Origin of the sequence: Klebsiella sp. K5-45 (genome assembly GCF_030128605.1) — a bacterium.
Lineage (GTDB): Bacteria > Pseudomonadota > Gammaproteobacteria > Enterobacterales > Enterobacteriaceae > Klebsiella > Klebsiella quasipneumoniae.
This window is the reverse complement of record NZ_JAKUZW010000003.1, coordinates 91,695-105,338: the sequence shown is the minus strand read 5'-3', so window position 1 is coordinate 105,338 and position 13,644 is coordinate 91,695. Positions and strand designations below refer to the sequence as shown.

15 protein-coding genes are annotated in these 13,644 nt (G+C 54.6%); 6 read left to right on the top strand and 9 right to left on the bottom strand.

Annotated features, from left to right (window positions below):
• Positions 1-27 precede the first annotated feature (27 nt).
• Complete coding sequence (locus MKS11_RS07230; RefSeq protein WP_087771318.1) at positions 28-960, bottom strand: LysR family transcriptional regulator; 933 nt, start codon at positions 958-960, stop codon at positions 28-30.
• A 179-nt stretch (positions 961-1,139) separates the two neighbouring features.
• Positions 1,140-1,889, bottom strand: coding sequence for a thiol:disulfide interchange protein DsbG (gene dsbG / locus MKS11_RS07225; RefSeq protein WP_004885845.1), 750 nt, complete (start codon positions 1,887-1,889; stop codon positions 1,140-1,142).
• Positions 1,890-2,299: 410 nt separating this feature from the next.
• On the opposite strand from dsbG, the gene ahpC reads away from it, so the two are divergent.
• The gene (gene ahpC / locus MKS11_RS07220; protein WP_002894394.1) at positions 2,300-2,863 is read left to right on the top strand and encodes an alkyl hydroperoxide reductase subunit C; all 564 of its coding nucleotides are present in this window, start codon (positions 2,300-2,302) and stop codon (positions 2,861-2,863) included.
• 242 nt (positions 2,864-3,105) lie between these two features.
• The gene (gene ahpF, locus MKS11_RS07215) at positions 3,106-4,671 is read left to right on the top strand and encodes an alkyl hydroperoxide reductase subunit F (protein WP_017899084.1); all 1,566 of its coding nucleotides are present in this window, start codon (positions 3,106-3,108) and stop codon (positions 4,669-4,671) included.
• Positions 4,672-4,748: 77 nt separating this feature from the next.
• Here ahpF and uspG read toward each other — a convergent pair whose 3' ends face one another.
• The 4 genes from uspG to dcuC form a co-directional block, all read right to left on the bottom strand.
• The gene (uspG, locus tag MKS11_RS07210) at positions 4,749-5,177 is read right to left on the bottom strand and encodes a universal stress protein UspG (protein WP_002894401.1); all 429 of its coding nucleotides are present in this window, start codon (positions 5,175-5,177) and stop codon (positions 4,749-4,751) included.
• A gap of 188 nt (positions 5,178-5,365) precedes the next feature.
• On the bottom strand, positions 5,366-5,776 hold the full coding sequence (rnk, locus tag MKS11_RS07205) for a nucleoside diphosphate kinase regulator (protein ID WP_004885849.1): 411 nt from the start codon (positions 5,774-5,776) through the stop codon (positions 5,366-5,368).
• Positions 5,777-5,954: 178 nt separating this feature from the next.
• The gene (gene rna / locus MKS11_RS07200; protein WP_284109458.1) at positions 5,955-6,752 is read right to left on the bottom strand and encodes a ribonuclease I; all 798 of its coding nucleotides are present in this window, start codon (positions 6,750-6,752) and stop codon (positions 5,955-5,957) included.
• Between the two features lie 92 nt (positions 6,753-6,844).
• Positions 6,845-8,218, bottom strand: coding sequence for an anaerobic C4-dicarboxylate transporter DcuC (dcuC, locus tag MKS11_RS07195; RefSeq protein WP_023319964.1), 1,374 nt, complete (start codon positions 8,216-8,218; stop codon positions 6,845-6,847).
• A gap of 337 nt (positions 8,219-8,555) precedes the next feature.
• On the opposite strand from dcuC, the gene pagP reads away from it, so the two are divergent.
• Both pagP and cspE read left to right on the top strand, forming a co-directional pair.
• Positions 8,556-9,074 (top strand): lipid IV(A) palmitoyltransferase PagP, encoded by a 519-nt coding sequence (gene pagP / locus MKS11_RS07190; RefSeq protein WP_004885852.1) that lies wholly within the window; start codon positions 8,556-8,558, stop codon positions 9,072-9,074.
• Between the two features lie 194 nt (positions 9,075-9,268).
• Positions 9,269-9,478 (top strand): transcription antiterminator/RNA stability regulator CspE, encoded by a 210-nt coding sequence (cspE, locus tag MKS11_RS07185; RefSeq protein ID WP_002439184.1) that lies wholly within the window; start codon positions 9,269-9,271, stop codon positions 9,476-9,478.
• Positions 9,479-9,545: 67 nt separating this feature from the next.
• Here the strand turns inward: cspE and crcB are convergent, their stop codons facing one another.
• Entirely contained in the window at positions 9,546-9,929 is a 384-nt protein-coding gene (crcB, locus tag MKS11_RS07180) for a fluoride efflux transporter CrcB (RefSeq protein ID WP_002894459.1), read from the bottom strand.
• Between the two features lie 89 nt (positions 9,930-10,018).
• Here crcB and MKS11_RS07175 point away from each other — a divergent pair, with 89 nt between their 5' ends.
• Together MKS11_RS07175 and tatE are read left to right on the top strand one after the other, a co-directional pair.
• On the top strand, positions 10,019-10,807 hold the full coding sequence (locus MKS11_RS07175) for a deaminated glutathione amidase (RefSeq protein WP_043521639.1): 789 nt from the start codon (positions 10,019-10,021) through the stop codon (positions 10,805-10,807).
• 242 nt (positions 10,808-11,049) lie between these two features.
• A complete protein-coding gene (tatE, locus tag MKS11_RS07170; protein ID WP_004885862.1) occupies positions 11,050-11,256 on the top strand; it encodes a twin-arginine translocase subunit TatE in 207 nt (68 codons plus the stop codon).
• 189 nt (positions 11,257-11,445) lie between these two features.
• Here tatE and lipA read toward each other — a convergent pair whose 3' ends face one another.
• Both lipA and MKS11_RS07160 read right to left on the bottom strand, forming a co-directional pair.
• Positions 11,446-12,411, bottom strand: coding sequence for a lipoyl synthase (lipA, locus tag MKS11_RS07165; RefSeq protein ID WP_004885864.1), 966 nt, complete (start codon positions 12,409-12,411; stop codon positions 11,446-11,448).
• A gap of 180 nt (positions 12,412-12,591) precedes the next feature.
• The gene (locus MKS11_RS07160; RefSeq protein WP_017899088.1) at positions 12,592-13,551 is read right to left on the bottom strand and encodes a YbeF family transcriptional regulator; all 960 of its coding nucleotides are present in this window, start codon (positions 13,549-13,551) and stop codon (positions 12,592-12,594) included.
• Positions 13,552-13,644 lie beyond the last annotated feature (93 nt).

Genomic DNA, 13,644 nt, shown 5'->3' with positions numbered 1-13,644 from the left:
GGCAATGTGGGGTAAATAGTGGATATGTTATCCATTGTTATTAATTTGTGGTTGTGATGCTACTCTATCATTCATTAGAATGCTGATTAATTCAGATAAGAAATGATTCTGCGAAGATGAATGATGGTGGTTAATATATATTGTGATATCCGGGAAGAGATTATCTATATTGATGACGTGAAGCTGCATAGTGGGTGAAATAAAATCAAATAAATAGGAAGGAACGAAGCCAATTAAGTCGGTTTTACTGATCATATTAAGAATGGTCATAAACGAGTCACTGAGAAAGGCGATATTGTTCGGGTTCAGCCACGGCATGCTGCTCTGCTGAACGCGCTGAATCACGGGATCGTTGGTGATGTAGTGGGTAAAAAACTCCTGCGCCAGCGCTTCAACCGATGTGAGTTCCTCACGCCGCGGATGGTCCATCCGGCACAACGCCAGCGTCTGCACCGTCTTATAGGGCTGACAAATAGTAGCGCGGTTGTTGATGGGCATTCGGGTGAATACCAGATCCGCCTGGCGATACGCCAGCAACTCCTCCGCCGATTCCGTGGTGGTCAGGTTATGGTGCTCAATCTGTAAATTAGCCTGATGACAGAGCTGGTTAATCATAAAATGGCTGTTTACTGAACAGAACAGCGGCGGGCCATATATCACAATACGCTTTCGCAGTTCGGTGCGTTTATTGAGATTGATTGTTTTTTCCAGTTGTTCAAGGTTTTGTTGCAGATGATAATGAAGATTGACGGAGGCGGTGGTGGGCGTCATGCCTTTCCCGACCCGAACAAATAGCGGATCATTTAATTGTTGGCGCAGACGCTGCAATGACTGACTCACCGCCGACGGGGTGATAAATAACGTCGCCGCCGCTTTGCTGATGCTTAAATGTTGATATATACACTCAAAAATAACCAATAGGTTTAAATCGAACTTTTTCAGGTCGTAAAGATTTGCCATTAATGCAGTCCTGTGTATTATCAGTGCGAATTGAAATATTCATAATAAGAATGTTGAATGGCTTAATATGCGTGGTGTGAATTTATTTTTGGCCAGTAATATTAAGCTTTGCTTAATATATCTTATTGTCGATAGCGGCGCCAGCGGTGGTTGTTGTCTGGCGCCACTCCACAATAAGATTATTTCTTTTCACCCATCATAATTTGTAGCTTCTCTTTATCCGGCAGGCCGACCACCTGCTGCAGCATATTGTCCTTATTCATATAATAAATGGCTGGCGTGACGTTGGCCCCCAGATCGTCCATCAGCTGCTGATTGACGTTGAGCATTTTCATTTTCTCGGGCGGGATAGCCTTCGGTATCGTCAGGGCCATTTTGCCGTTCGATTGCTCGTAATCGTGCCAGGTTTTCGCCGGATCTTTACTGGCGAGAATCGCTGCGGCAGTGACCGGGCTCTCCGGCTTGATCACGCCCACCAGCAGGGTGCGGATCTGCACTTTACCGGCGTCTACCCAGGGACGGGACTGCTGCCAGAACTGTTTGCAGTAAGGGCAGAAGGGATCGGCAAAGACATACAGCACGATGGGGGCGTCTTTGTTGCCATCCTGCAGCCAGTGGGCGCTGGCCATCTTCTTCCACATCTCTTGTCCCGCCGGCGTGTAGAGTTCTTTTTGAAACAACTGCTCGCTGAGGTTGTTGCCGTTCTCGTCATACATATAGCCGGAAATGGCATGTTTGCCGTCTGGCGTGAGGTAGATGGCGACGCCCATATCCTGGTATTTACCCAGCCAGCCTTTCATTCCCCCCGGCGCGTCAAAGGGTTTGATGATGGTAATGCCTTGTTTTTCAATAGCTTTTACCGGGGCGGGTAGTTCTTCCGCATAGCTGCAAAAAGGCAAAAGGCTGAGCAACAGCAGACGTTTTAACATGAGTATTCCTTGTAAAATCAGCAGGAAAGGAAGAAAGATTGCCAAACCTATTACAGTTATAGGCAGGATCAGCAGAACGACGGATTGCCCTTTCCTGGCGTGGGTGATGTAATCCTGGATGCTGTTACATTAAGGTAATGTAGAGCGCAACACATAGCCAGTCTGACTGGCGCTGAACCTACCTTCGGGTATTTCAGGTAACGGGGCCGCCTGAAAAGGTGGCCTTTTTACTTTTGTCGCGGCAAATGATGCGAAAAACAGCGAACAGCGCTGAACGCGTCGCCAGGTTCACAAAGTTGTCTTGTTCCGGTTGTTAGATAACGCTTATTGATTCGATAATGTAAACGCATTGGTCGGGTCAGGAAAAATTCGTTAACTTAGACCTCAACGAAAACACGGAGGAAGTATAGATGTCCTTAATTAACACCAAAATCAAACCGTTCAAAAACCAGGCATTCAAAAATGGTGAATTCATCGAAGTCACCGAGAAAGACACCGAAGGCCGCTGGAGCGTCTTCTTCTTCTATCCGGCTGACTTCACCTTCGTCTGCCCGACCGAACTGGGCGACGTGGCTGACCATTACGAAGAACTGCAGAAGCTGGGCGTAGACGTTTACTCTGTTTCTACCGATACCCACTTCACCCACAAAGCGTGGCACAGCAGCTCTGAAACCATCGCGAAAATCAAATACGCGATGATTGGCGACCCGACTGGCGCCCTGACCCGTAACTTCGACAACATGCGTGAAGATGAAGGTCTGGCTGACCGCGCCACCTTCGTGGTTGACCCGCAGGGTATCATCCAGGCAATCGAAGTTACCGCTGAAGGTATCGGCCGTGATGCGTCTGACCTGCTGCGTAAAATCAAAGCGGCGCAGTATGTTGCTTCCCACCCAGGCGAAGTGTGCCCGGCGAAATGGAAAGAAGGCGAAGCGACGCTGGCTCCATCCCTGGACCTGGTCGGTAAAATCTAAATTTCCGTCGCCTTTCACGCTATAGCGGCGTTGGCGTTGCCTGCTCACCCCGGTCACTTACAGGTGTAAGCTCCCGGGGATTCTCAGGCTAGCCGCCTTGCTCTGGCGCGACATGCTCAGGAAATTGCGTAGATTATCAGGGCGCTTTGGCGCCCATTTTATTCCAACACCATGATGCAAGCGCATTCAGGCAGCCTGACAAGGCCGCTTGCATGATGATGTTTTAAGCCCAGGAGATAACAATGCTCGACACCAACATGAAAACCCAGCTCAAGGCCTATCTTGAGAAGCTGACTAAGCCTGTTGAGCTGATTGCCACGCTGGATGACAGCGCTAAATCGGCAGAAATCAGGGAACTGCTGGCTGAAATTGCTGAACTGTCAGACAAAGTCACCTTTAAAGAAGACAACACGCTGGCGGTACGCAAGCCATCGTTCCTGATTACTAACCCAGGTTCCGACCAGGGCCCACGCTTTGCGGGCTCCCCGCTGGGCCACGAGTTTACCTCGCTGGTGCTGGCGCTGCTGTGGACCGGCGGTCATCCGTCGAAAGAGGCCCAGTCTCTGCTGGAGCAGATCCGCGATATCGATGGCGACTTTGAGTTTGAAACCTACTACTCGCTCTCCTGCCATAACTGCCCGGACGTGGTCCAGGCGCTGAATCTGATGGCGGTGCTCAACCCGCGTATCAAACATACGGCGATTGACGGCGGGACGTTCCAGAATGAGATCACCGAGCGCAACGTGATGGGCGTGCCGGCGGTGTTCATGAACGGCCAGGAGTTTGGTCAGGGACGGATGACGCTGACGGAAATCGTCGCCAAAGTGGACACCGGTGCGGAAAAACGCGCAGCGGAAGAGCTGAATCAGCGTGACGCTTACGATGTGCTGATCGTCGGTTCCGGCCCGTCCGGCGCGGCGGCCGCGGTTTACTCTGCGCGTAAAGGGATTCGTACCGGCCTGATGGGCGAACGCTTCGGCGGCCAGGTGCTGGATACCGTGGATATCGAAAACTACATTTCGGTGCCGAAAACCGAAGGCCAGAAGCTGGCCGGGGCCCTGAAAGCGCACGTTAGCGACTATAACGTCGATGTGATCGACTCCCAGAGCGCGACCAAACTGACGCCGGCGGCGACAGAGGGCGGCCTGCACCAGATCGAAACTGCCTCCGGCGCGGTGCTGAAGGCGCGCAGCGTCATCATCGCCACCGGGGCGAAATGGCGCAATATGAACGTGCCTGGCGAAGATCAGTATCGCACCAAGGGCGTAACCTACTGCCCACACTGCGACGGTCCGCTGTTTAAGGGCAAACGCGTGGCGGTAATTGGCGGCGGTAACTCCGGCGTGGAAGCGGCTATCGACCTGGCGGGCGTCGTGGAGCATGTGACCCTGCTGGAATTCGCACCGGAGATGAAGGCCGACCAGGTGCTGCAGGATAAAGTCCGCAGTCTGAAGAATGTCGATATCATTCTCAATGCGCAGACTACGGAAGTGAAAGGCGACGGCAGTAAGGTCACCGGTCTGCAGTACCGTGACCGGGTGAGCGGCGATGAGCATCATGTCGCGCTGGCGGGGATTTTCGTGCAGATCGGCCTGCTGCCTAACACCACCTGGCTGGAAGGCGCGGTTGAGCGTAACCGTATGGGTGAGATCATCATCGATGCGAAGTGCGAAACCAACGTCAAAGGCGTATTCGCCGCCGGTGACTGCACCACTGTGCCGTACAAGCAGATTATTATCGCGGCAGGGGAGGGGGCGAAAGCGTCGCTGAGCGCCTTTGACTACCTGATCCGCACGAAAACCGCATAACAAGTCAGACAATAGACCTGCATAACCAAGAGGCTACCCTGGGGTAGCCTCTTTTTTTATGCTCTTTTTCCTCACCCTTACCTGACGACCATCACCGGGATATGGGCATGACGGATGACGCTCGAGGCGTTGGATCCCAGCAGGTGGGTACTGATGGAGGGATTGCGTGAGCCAATCACCACCACGTCGGCGTTTATTTCACTGGCCAGTTCGTTGACCATGTCGCGCACGCTGCCGAAACGCACATGCAGCTTGATACGTGAGGGGTCAATGCTGAAATGGCTGACCATGGTCTGCAGGCGGGTTTCCGCCTCATGCTGCAGATGCTCCTCAAAACGCCGCAGGTCGGCGGTAAACCGGCTCATGGTGAAGCTCGCTGAACCGGGTAATACGTGGAGCAGATGGATTACCCCGTCCTGCTGGGCCAGAAACTCCGCGTGCCGGACGGCTTTATCGCTCAGCGCCATCTCAAAGACATCAACCGGCATAATGATAGTCTTATACATATGCAATCCTCCTTGTTCGTTTGCGTCTATATCAACATATTATATGCGGATATTGTGTCATTCAGGTCGCAAAACTGTCAGTCAGGCAGGCGCAAAGCGTAAAAAAAGGTTAGCGGGGGGCAAGACAGCAGAAAGAGGATGTGTGGACATCCTCTGAATAAAGCGCGATACGCCTCAGGCAGCGGACATTAGCGGTGGAATTCGCCAGCGGCTTCCGGCTGGTACAGCAGCGCCAGCACTTCCAGGTGCGTTGACGCCCCGCCCGGCAGCTCCCAGTGAATGGTGCTGCCGACCTTGAGGCCGAGCAGAGCGGCGCCCACCGGCGCGAGGACCGAGAGCTGGCTGGCGCTGTCGGTCACCTGCGACGGAAACACCAGCGTCCGCACGCGCTCTTCGCCGCTGGTTAAATCTCGGAATTTAACCGTACTGTTCATGGTGACGACATCGTGCGGCATCGCTTCCGGCGCCAGCATTTGCGCGCGGTCGAGCTCGTCGTTCAGGGCATCGGCAACCGGCGAGCTGGCGAAAGCTGGCTGCTCCAGCAGCCTGTCGATACGTTCGGCATCCAGTTCGTTAATGATGATTGCGGGTCTGGTCATTGCATACTCCATGTTATCCAGGAACCTGTCCGTAAAAGAAAACCCTCGCCGAAAAAGGCAAGGGTTAAGGTTCTCCCATCATACTGAGAGTTGCCGGCAGTTTGAAGTGATGAAACGCACAATCAGCGCGCAACGACCCCCGGCGAACGACGTTTTCTGGTCAGCACGCCGCGTCGCGCTAGTGGCCAACCTTATCGAGGATAAACTGCGCGCCGCAGTTACCTGGGTGAGGCTGAGGCAAAAAGGCGGAAGTGGCCAGCGGGGCATTGATGGTCGCGGCGTTGAGCGAGATTTGCATCTCGGTCAAATAGGCCGGATTACCGTTACAGGTTAATTTAAACGCCTTCACGCTCTGCGGACCCCAGGCGCGGGCCACAGCGGCATCGAAGTCGGCGCGGCTAACGGTTTGGCCATAGTGTTTGGCAATGAAATCGCCCACCGGGCTGCGCTTAATTTCTCCATTCAGGCGCACCATGGCGCCAAAATAGCTGTCGGGATCGAAGCCGAAGCAGACGCCATGTTTGGCGTATTCGTAACGTTCGAGGCAGGAGGTGCCGCCCGCGCCCGGCATCACGCTATTCAGTTTGTTGGCCATCTCCAGCGACAACCCGGTCTCCGCCGCCTGACATTTGCGGTTCGCTTTCACCTCCGGCATGTCGGGCACCGGGCGCGTGGCGCAGCCGTAGCGCATCCAGCGTCGTTCATCCACTCCGCGCGCGGCAATGGACTTTGGCAGCCCGGGCCACAGGCCATGCACGGTCAGAAAATCGGCTTTATTCGCGGTTTCCTGCTGCAGGCGACACTCTTCCGGTTCGTTGCGGTTACGGTCATACATGCTCTGACAGAATCCGGTTTGCCAGGAGAGGGCCAGGACATAGCGGTCAAAATCAGCGTATCGCGTCGCGGTGAGCGGTTCAGCGCCGGTCTGAGTGGCGGTAAGCACAAGGGCAAGCGCGGCGAATTCCTTCCTGAACATGTTTATTCCTGATTGTGGATGGCAAAAGATAACGGGGGGTTATTAAAGCATAAAAAAGGCGCCTGCTGGCGCCTTTTCACGTGGTTAGACCATTAGTGGACCGCGCTGCCGGGGACGAGGATCTCGGTCGCGACGATCACCACCAGCAGGCCAACCATCACCGGCACCGAGGTGCGTTTGACCACTTCGAACGGGGAAATCTTCGCCATCCCGGCGACGGCCACCACCACGCCAGAGACTGGCGATATTGTGCGGCCAAGGTTCGAGGCCTGCAGCATCGGGATCGACAGATAGGCCGGATTGATGCCGGAGGAGTGCGCCAGCTTGGGGATCATCTCGACAAAGGCGTAGAACGGGGCATTGCCGGAGCCGGTGGTCATCGCCGCCAGCATGGTCAGGATCACCAGCACCAGCATCAGAATAATACTGGCCGAGCCGAAGGAGGTAGCGATGGAGATCAGACCATTGATGAAGCCGATGGTGCTTAATCCCTGAGCAAAAACGCCGGCGGCGACCAGCAGCATCACCACGCCGGCGAAGGCGTCAGCCATCCCGCGGTAGGCGACTTCCAGTCCGCTGAAGACGTTTTTGGTGTTGAACCCGCGCAGGAATTCGAGGATCGCCGCCAGCAGCATGCAGCCGACGAGGATGGTAATAATGTGCAGTTCCGGTCCCCATTTGCCATCGAAGATCAGCACGCCAATAATAGGCGTAAACGGCAGGATGGCGTACAGCGCCGGAGCGTTGGTGGTGATCTCGTTGACGTCGAGCATTTCGTGGGAAATGTTCTCTTTTTTATCCAGGTAGCGCTGCCAGAAGAAGTGGGCGATCGCCATGCAGATGATAGCGGCGATGGAGATCGGCAGCGTGGTCTTAAAGGCAAAGTCGATCAGCGGCATTTCGGCCGCTTTGGCCGCCAGCACGACGTCGCCCGAGGTGGGCGAAAGGATAATCGCCGCCGGCGAGGCGCAGATGGCCGCCGCCGCCCCGCGGCTGATACCGACGTTTACCATCACCGGGAACAGGGTCGCCATCAGCAGCACGCCGAGGCCGGTCGCGGAGGAGACGGCCAGTGACATCAGGCAGGCGACAAAGTAGGCGGCAATCATCAGCAGATAGGGCGAATTGATATAGCGCAATGGCTTTGAGGCTAATTTCACCACCATATCATTGGCGCCAATATGAGTCATATAAGTGGCGAAGCCGCACAGCATCATGATCATCATACCCAGATCGCCGCCACGGCTCATGAGGAGAATCTTAATGTATTCAATAATGTCAGTGGCGGAGTAACCGGTGCCCGCGGTATTGCCTGGTAAGACTTTATGTCCCAGCAGGGCGCTGACGATCAATAAGATTAAGCCCCCGACGAACAGCACCCCGGTGGCCGAGTAGCCTTTGATGATATAGCGGGCGACGCCCACAATGACCACGATCCCGATCAGGATCTCAATAAACGTCAGCATTTATTACCCCTAAGCCCAAAGAATATGTAGTGAAAAAGCGTCACACCAAATTTTAATGTGCGAATGTGCCGAAAAAACGGACGAAACTCGCTGATGCAAATCAATAAAGCGACAAGAACTACGCGTCCCCGTTACGCCTGGATATAATCACCAGATGGATAGTTAAGTGGTTCTGATGGTCAGCGGGAGAAAATCAGGAGTTTGCCTTATTTCGTTCAACCTGTATTGAGACTATCTTTGCTATTTTAGGTGGCTTTTAAATGAAAGTGGTAATAGAAAAGTGTTGATGTTACGTCGTTTTTCATTGTTTTCTCTTGGTTTTTTAGGATGGTTATTGGTGTCCGGAAACGCCAGCGCGTCGTTTTCATCGACCCTTAGCGAAGGTTACCATACCTTAAGTAATAACGTTGCGCAGACCTGGAATGAGCCAGAGCACTATGATCTGTACGTTCCAGCCATCACCTGGCACGCGCGCTTTGCCTACGATAAGGAAAAGACGGATAAGTATAACGAACGTCCGTGGGGGGCCGGTTTCGGCGTCTCCCGCTGGGATGAGAAAGGGAACTGGCACGGCCTGTACCTGATGGCGTTTAAAGACTCTTTCAATAAGTGGGAGCCCATTGGCGGCTACGGCTGGGAGAAAACCTGGCGCCCGCTGACGGATCAGAACTTCCGCCTCGGTCTCGGCTATACCCTTGGGGTGACGGCGCGCGATAACTGGAACTACATTCCGATTCCGGTGATCTTGCCATTAGCGTCAATAGGTTACGGTCCGGCAACGTTCCAGATGACCTACATTCCCGGCACCTACAATAACGGTAACGTTTACTTCGCCTGGGCTCGCATACAGTTTTAATTCGCTAAGTCTTAGCAATAAATGAGATAAGTGACGCGTCTTGTGGAAAAACAAGGACTAAAGCGTTACCCACTAAAAAAGATAGCGACTTTTATCACTTTTTAGCAAAGTTGCACTGGACAAAAGGTACCACAATTGGTGTACTGATACCCGACACAGCATTAGTGTCGATTTTTCATATAAAGGTAATTTTGATGTCTAAGATTAAAGGTAACGTTAAGTGGTTTAATGAGTCCAAAGGATTCGGTTTCATTACTCCGGAAGATGGCAGCAAAGATGTATTCGTACACTTCTCTGCAATCCAGTCCAACGGTTTCAAAACTCTGGCTGAAGGTCAGCGCGTAGAGTTCGAAATCACTAACGGTGCCAAAGGCCCTTCTGCTGCAAACGTAATCGCTCTGTAAGCAACGCGTCAGTAGAATATAAAAACCCGCTAAACAGCGGGTTTTTTTTTGCCTGTTGATTACGCCTTTAGCGGCTGGCGGCCTGCGAGAAGAGCCAGAAGGCGACAGCCGTCATGGCAAACGAACCCAGCAAGTTCACCGCAACGTTGAGGAGCGCCCAGCTCACTCGCCCCTGCTGCAGAAGAAACACCACTTCCGCAGAGAAGGTGGAAAAGGTGGTCAACCCGCCGCAGAAACCTGTGGTGATCAGTAGCTTCCACATCGGGTCAATGCCGGTCAGTCGATTAAACCACGCCAGCCCGGCGCCGATCACAAAGGCGCCTAACAGGTTGGCGGTCAGCGTTCCAATAGGGATAGCATGGTGCACAGGATTGAGCTTCATGCCGAGCCACCAGCGCAAAACGCTGCCGGTGCCGCCGCCAATAAAAACGGCGCAAAGAAGTTGAAACACGGTCGTTTCCTGCTATTTGATGTAAGAGAGTGTCAAGTGTAGCGCGCAACGGGCGCAATTGGCTATTCATAACCTGACGGGAGAAAAACATGCGGGTAGCGGCAGGGCAGTTTATCGTCACGCCAGTATGGCAGACGAATGCGCACACTTGTGTGGCGATGATGCAGCAGGCGGCGCGTGAAGGGGCGGCGCTGCTGGTGCTGCCGGAGGCGTTGCTGGCACGTGATGACAACGACCCGGATCTGTCGGTGAAATCGGCCCAAACGCTGGATGGGGCGTTTTTGCAGCTGCTGCTGGCCGAGAGCGCGCGTAACGGCCTGACGACGATCCTGACGCTGCATGTGCCCTCGGGGGAGGGAAGAGCAACCAACACGCTGGTGGTATTGCGTGAAGGGAAAATCATTGCCCATTATCACAAACTTCATTTATACGACGCCTTCGCAATGCAGGAGTCCCGGCGGGTGGATCCCGGCCGGCAAATTCCCCCGGTGATTGACGTGGCGGGATTTCGCGTTGGCCTGATGACCTGTTACGATCTGCGTTTTCCGGAACTGGCGTTGTCGCTGGCGCTGAACGGTGCGCAGCTGCTGGTGCTGCCCACCGCATGGGTGAAAGGGCCGCAAAAAGAGCATCACTGGGCGACGCTGCTGGCGGCGCGCGCGCTGGACACGACCTGCTACGTCGTGGCGGCAGGCGAATGCGGGACGCGTAACATCGGGCAGAGCCGCATCATCGATCCGCTGGGGACCACCGTGGCGGGCGCGGGGAGCGAGCCGCAGCTGATCTATGCCGATATTTCCGCAGACTACCTTACGCGGGTTCGCGAGCGTTTGCCGGTGCTGCAGAACCGACGGTTTGCGCCACCGCAATTATTGTGACGTTTTTTTAAACAAGGCTTGATTCACCTTGTTACAGATTGCTATTGTGTCCGCGCGCCAAATACCCGTATTGTTTATCCCAATAATTCGCTGTGCACGTCAGGACGGACACCCCAGCGCTCACTCCCGGAGGGGAGGCCTCGGGCTGAATCACGCGGCCCGCGCACAGGTGGATTACAATATGACGGATAAATACGTGTATGATGGCGTATTCGCAGCTTGTATAGAGAAGAAGGTTAGCTATGGGTGAGATTAGTATTACCAAACTGCTGGTAGTCGCAGCACTGATTATCTTAGTGTTTGGTACCAAGAAATTACGTACGCTGGGCGGCGACCTGGGTTCGGCTATCAAGGGCTTTAAAAAGGCCATGAACGAAGATGATGATAGCGCGAAGAAAACCACCGCTGAAGACGAAGTACCGGCGCAGAAGCTCTCTCATAAAGAGTAATTCTCCGGCTGCGTCCCCTGGCGGGATGCGGAAGGTTCGGCGAAGAGGCCGCGACGTTTACGTTGCGGCCTTTGTCGTTTTTATCGACGCCGCGCAGGAAAGATGCAACTAATTGTTACGGGAAGGCGAAGCGGATGAAGCGGAGAGCGCCGCTGCGCCGGGAAGTGACGCAGCGGGAGAAGCGGCAGGTTATTTAACTTCCATCCCTTTAGCCTGCAGGTCGGCATGATAGGAAGAGCGAACGAAGGGGCCGCAGGCGGCGTGGGTGAAGCCCATCGCCATGGCTTCTGCTTTCATCTCTTCAAACTCTTCCGGGCTAACGTAACGCTGCACTGGCAGGTGGTGACGGCTCGGCTGCAGATACTGGCCTAACGTCAGCATGGTGACGCCATGACGGCGCAGGTCGCGCATAACTTCGATGATCTCGTCGTTGGTTTCGCCCAAGCCCACCATCAGGCCGGATTTTGTCGGGATCTCCGGGTGCGCTTCTTTAAAACGCTCCAGCAGCTTCAGCGACCAGTTGTAATCCGCGCCCGGACGCACCTGACGATAGAGGCGCGGTACGTTTTCGAGGTTGTGGTTGAAGACGTCCGGCGGGGTCACCGTCAGAATCTCCAGGGCGCGATCCATGCGGCCGCGGAAATCCGGGACCAGCGTTTCGATTTTAATCGTCGGGTTTTTCTCGCGAATGGCGCTGATGCAGTCGGCAAAATGCTGTGCGCCGCCATCGCGCAGGTCGTCACGGTCCACCGAGGTGACCACCACGTAGCGCAGCCCCATATCGGCGATAGTTTGCGCCAGCTTCTGTGGCTCGTTCGCATCTGGCGCGACCGGGCGGCCATGCGCGACGTCGCAGAATGGGCAACGGCGGGTACAGATCGCGCCGAGGATCATAAAGGTCGCGGTACCGTGGTTGAAGCATTCTGCAAGGTTCGGGCAGGAGGCCTCTTCGCATACGGAGTGCAGGCCGTTCTTACGCATCGCTGCTTTGATTCCCTGGATACGGGACGAGTCTGCCGGAAGTTTGATTTTCATCCATTCCGGTTTTCTGAGCAGAGCTTCACGCTCAGTTGCCACGTTCTTCACCGGGATAAGGGCCATTTTATCGGCGTCGCGGTACTTAACACCGCGTTCCATCACAATGGGTTTACTCATAGCGTGCGTGTTCCAGTTGCGAGTCACGAAGGAAAGCGAATTAATTCAATGAAATGTTGCAATTATCAACTATTTTTGAATCAAGAGCAGGCAGTATACCATTGAAAAGGGGCAGAAAGCAGCCTGCCTGCCCGGCAAATTGTAAAATAGTTGTTGTTTTATCCTTTTCCCTTCCGTGCGCTACGCCTTAAACGCTTGGATCACGGTCTCAATGATCTCTTTCAGCAATGGCTCTTTCCCGCTCTGCTTATTGAAGTGCAGCGCAACATCAATCTGTTCTTCCCGCAGGGAGGGAACATCCAGGGTTTGCAGCGGCCAGAGACGGGATACCATGGCGAACAGGCGCTCGGTGGTTAGCCCCAGCATATCGCTCTCGGCGATCATTGCCGCCTGGGTCAGCAGGTTGAAGGTGCTGAAACCGCAGCGGCGCTCGCCCATCTCCTCCTGCAGTCGACGATGCAGCGTAGGGTAGCGCTGGCCTTCAGGCAGCAGCAGCGCAAACTCGTATTGCGCGAGGGCGGATTCATCTTGTGGACCGTCCAGCGCAGGATGCCCAGCGCGGCAGTACATCTGCACCCGATCCTGATACAGCACGTGATGGCTTAGCGCCTGACCGCTGTGCAGATGGGTGTCGATTAACAGATCCACCTGGCGCTGGTCGAGCTGCCGCGCGGCGTCGGTAAGGGCGATGTTGTGCAGCAGTATCTGCGGAAAGGCCGGCTTCAGCGCGCTGGCCAGGCAAGGCATCAGCAGCGCCCCCATGGCTGGCGTAGTGGCGATAGTGATCACCCGCTGCTGGTCCGGGCTGCCGGTGATATCCAGCGCGCTAAGGAAAGCCTCCATACCGCGGCTGATGTACTGGTGAAGGTGGGTGGCATAGGCGGTGGGCGTCACGCCCTGGCCTTTGCGGATAAACAGCGGATCGGGGAACAGCGCCCGCAGTTTGTTAATTGACTGGCTAATGGCCGACGGCGTGATATTGAGTATCTTCGCGGCATTGACGATACCTTTGTGTACATACACGGCTTCGAAGATGGTCAACAGATTGAGGTCAATATTACGCAGGATGCGAAACATCTGACGGTCGTAACGTTCGTCCTGTCTGTCAGGAGATTCTGACGGCGGCGTATTCTCTGGCACGCGATGAGTCCGGTTGGGAATGATAGGCCAAGTATAGCGGCCCGCGGCGTTGCCGTGCGTGACAATTGATTGCAAAAATAATGTGTTACTTGT

Excerpts from the sequence above, each read along its gene's own strand:
- MKS11_RS07230 (WP_087771318.1), bottom strand. The coding sequence starts at position 960 with ATGGCAAATCTTTACGACCTGAAAAAGTTCGATTTAAACCTATTGGTT.
- dsbG (WP_004885845.1), bottom strand. The coding sequence starts at position 1,889 with ATGTTAAAACGTCTGCTGTTGCTCAGCCTTTTGCCTTTTTGCAGCTAT.
- ahpC (WP_002894394.1), top strand. The coding sequence starts at position 2,300 with ATGTCCTTAATTAACACCAAAATCAAACCGTTCAAAAACCAGGCATTC.
- ahpF (WP_017899084.1), top strand. The coding sequence starts at position 3,106 with ATGCTCGACACCAACATGAAAACCCAGCTCAAGGCCTATCTTGAGAAG.
- uspG (WP_002894401.1), bottom strand. The coding sequence starts at position 5,177 with ATGTATAAGACTATCATTATGCCGGTTGATGTCTTTGAGATGGCGCTG.
- rnk (WP_004885849.1), bottom strand. The coding sequence starts at position 5,776 with ATGACCAGACCCGCAATCATCATTAACGAACTGGATGCCGAACGTATC.
- rna (WP_284109458.1), bottom strand. The coding sequence starts at position 6,752 with ATGTTCAGGAAGGAATTCGCCGCGCTTGCCCTTGTGCTTACCGCCACT.
- dcuC (WP_023319964.1), bottom strand. The coding sequence starts at position 8,218 with ATGCTGACGTTTATTGAGATCCTGATCGGGATCGTGGTCATTGTGGGC.
- cspE (WP_002439184.1), top strand. The coding sequence starts at position 9,269 with ATGTCTAAGATTAAAGGTAACGTTAAGTGGTTTAATGAGTCCAAAGGA.
- MKS11_RS07175 (WP_043521639.1), top strand. The coding sequence starts at position 10,019 with ATGCGGGTAGCGGCAGGGCAGTTTATCGTCACGCCAGTATGGCAGACG.
- tatE (WP_004885862.1), top strand. The coding sequence starts at position 11,050 with ATGGGTGAGATTAGTATTACCAAACTGCTGGTAGTCGCAGCACTGATT.
- lipA (WP_004885864.1), bottom strand. The coding sequence starts at position 12,411 with ATGAGTAAACCCATTGTGATGGAACGCGGTGTTAAGTACCGCGACGCC.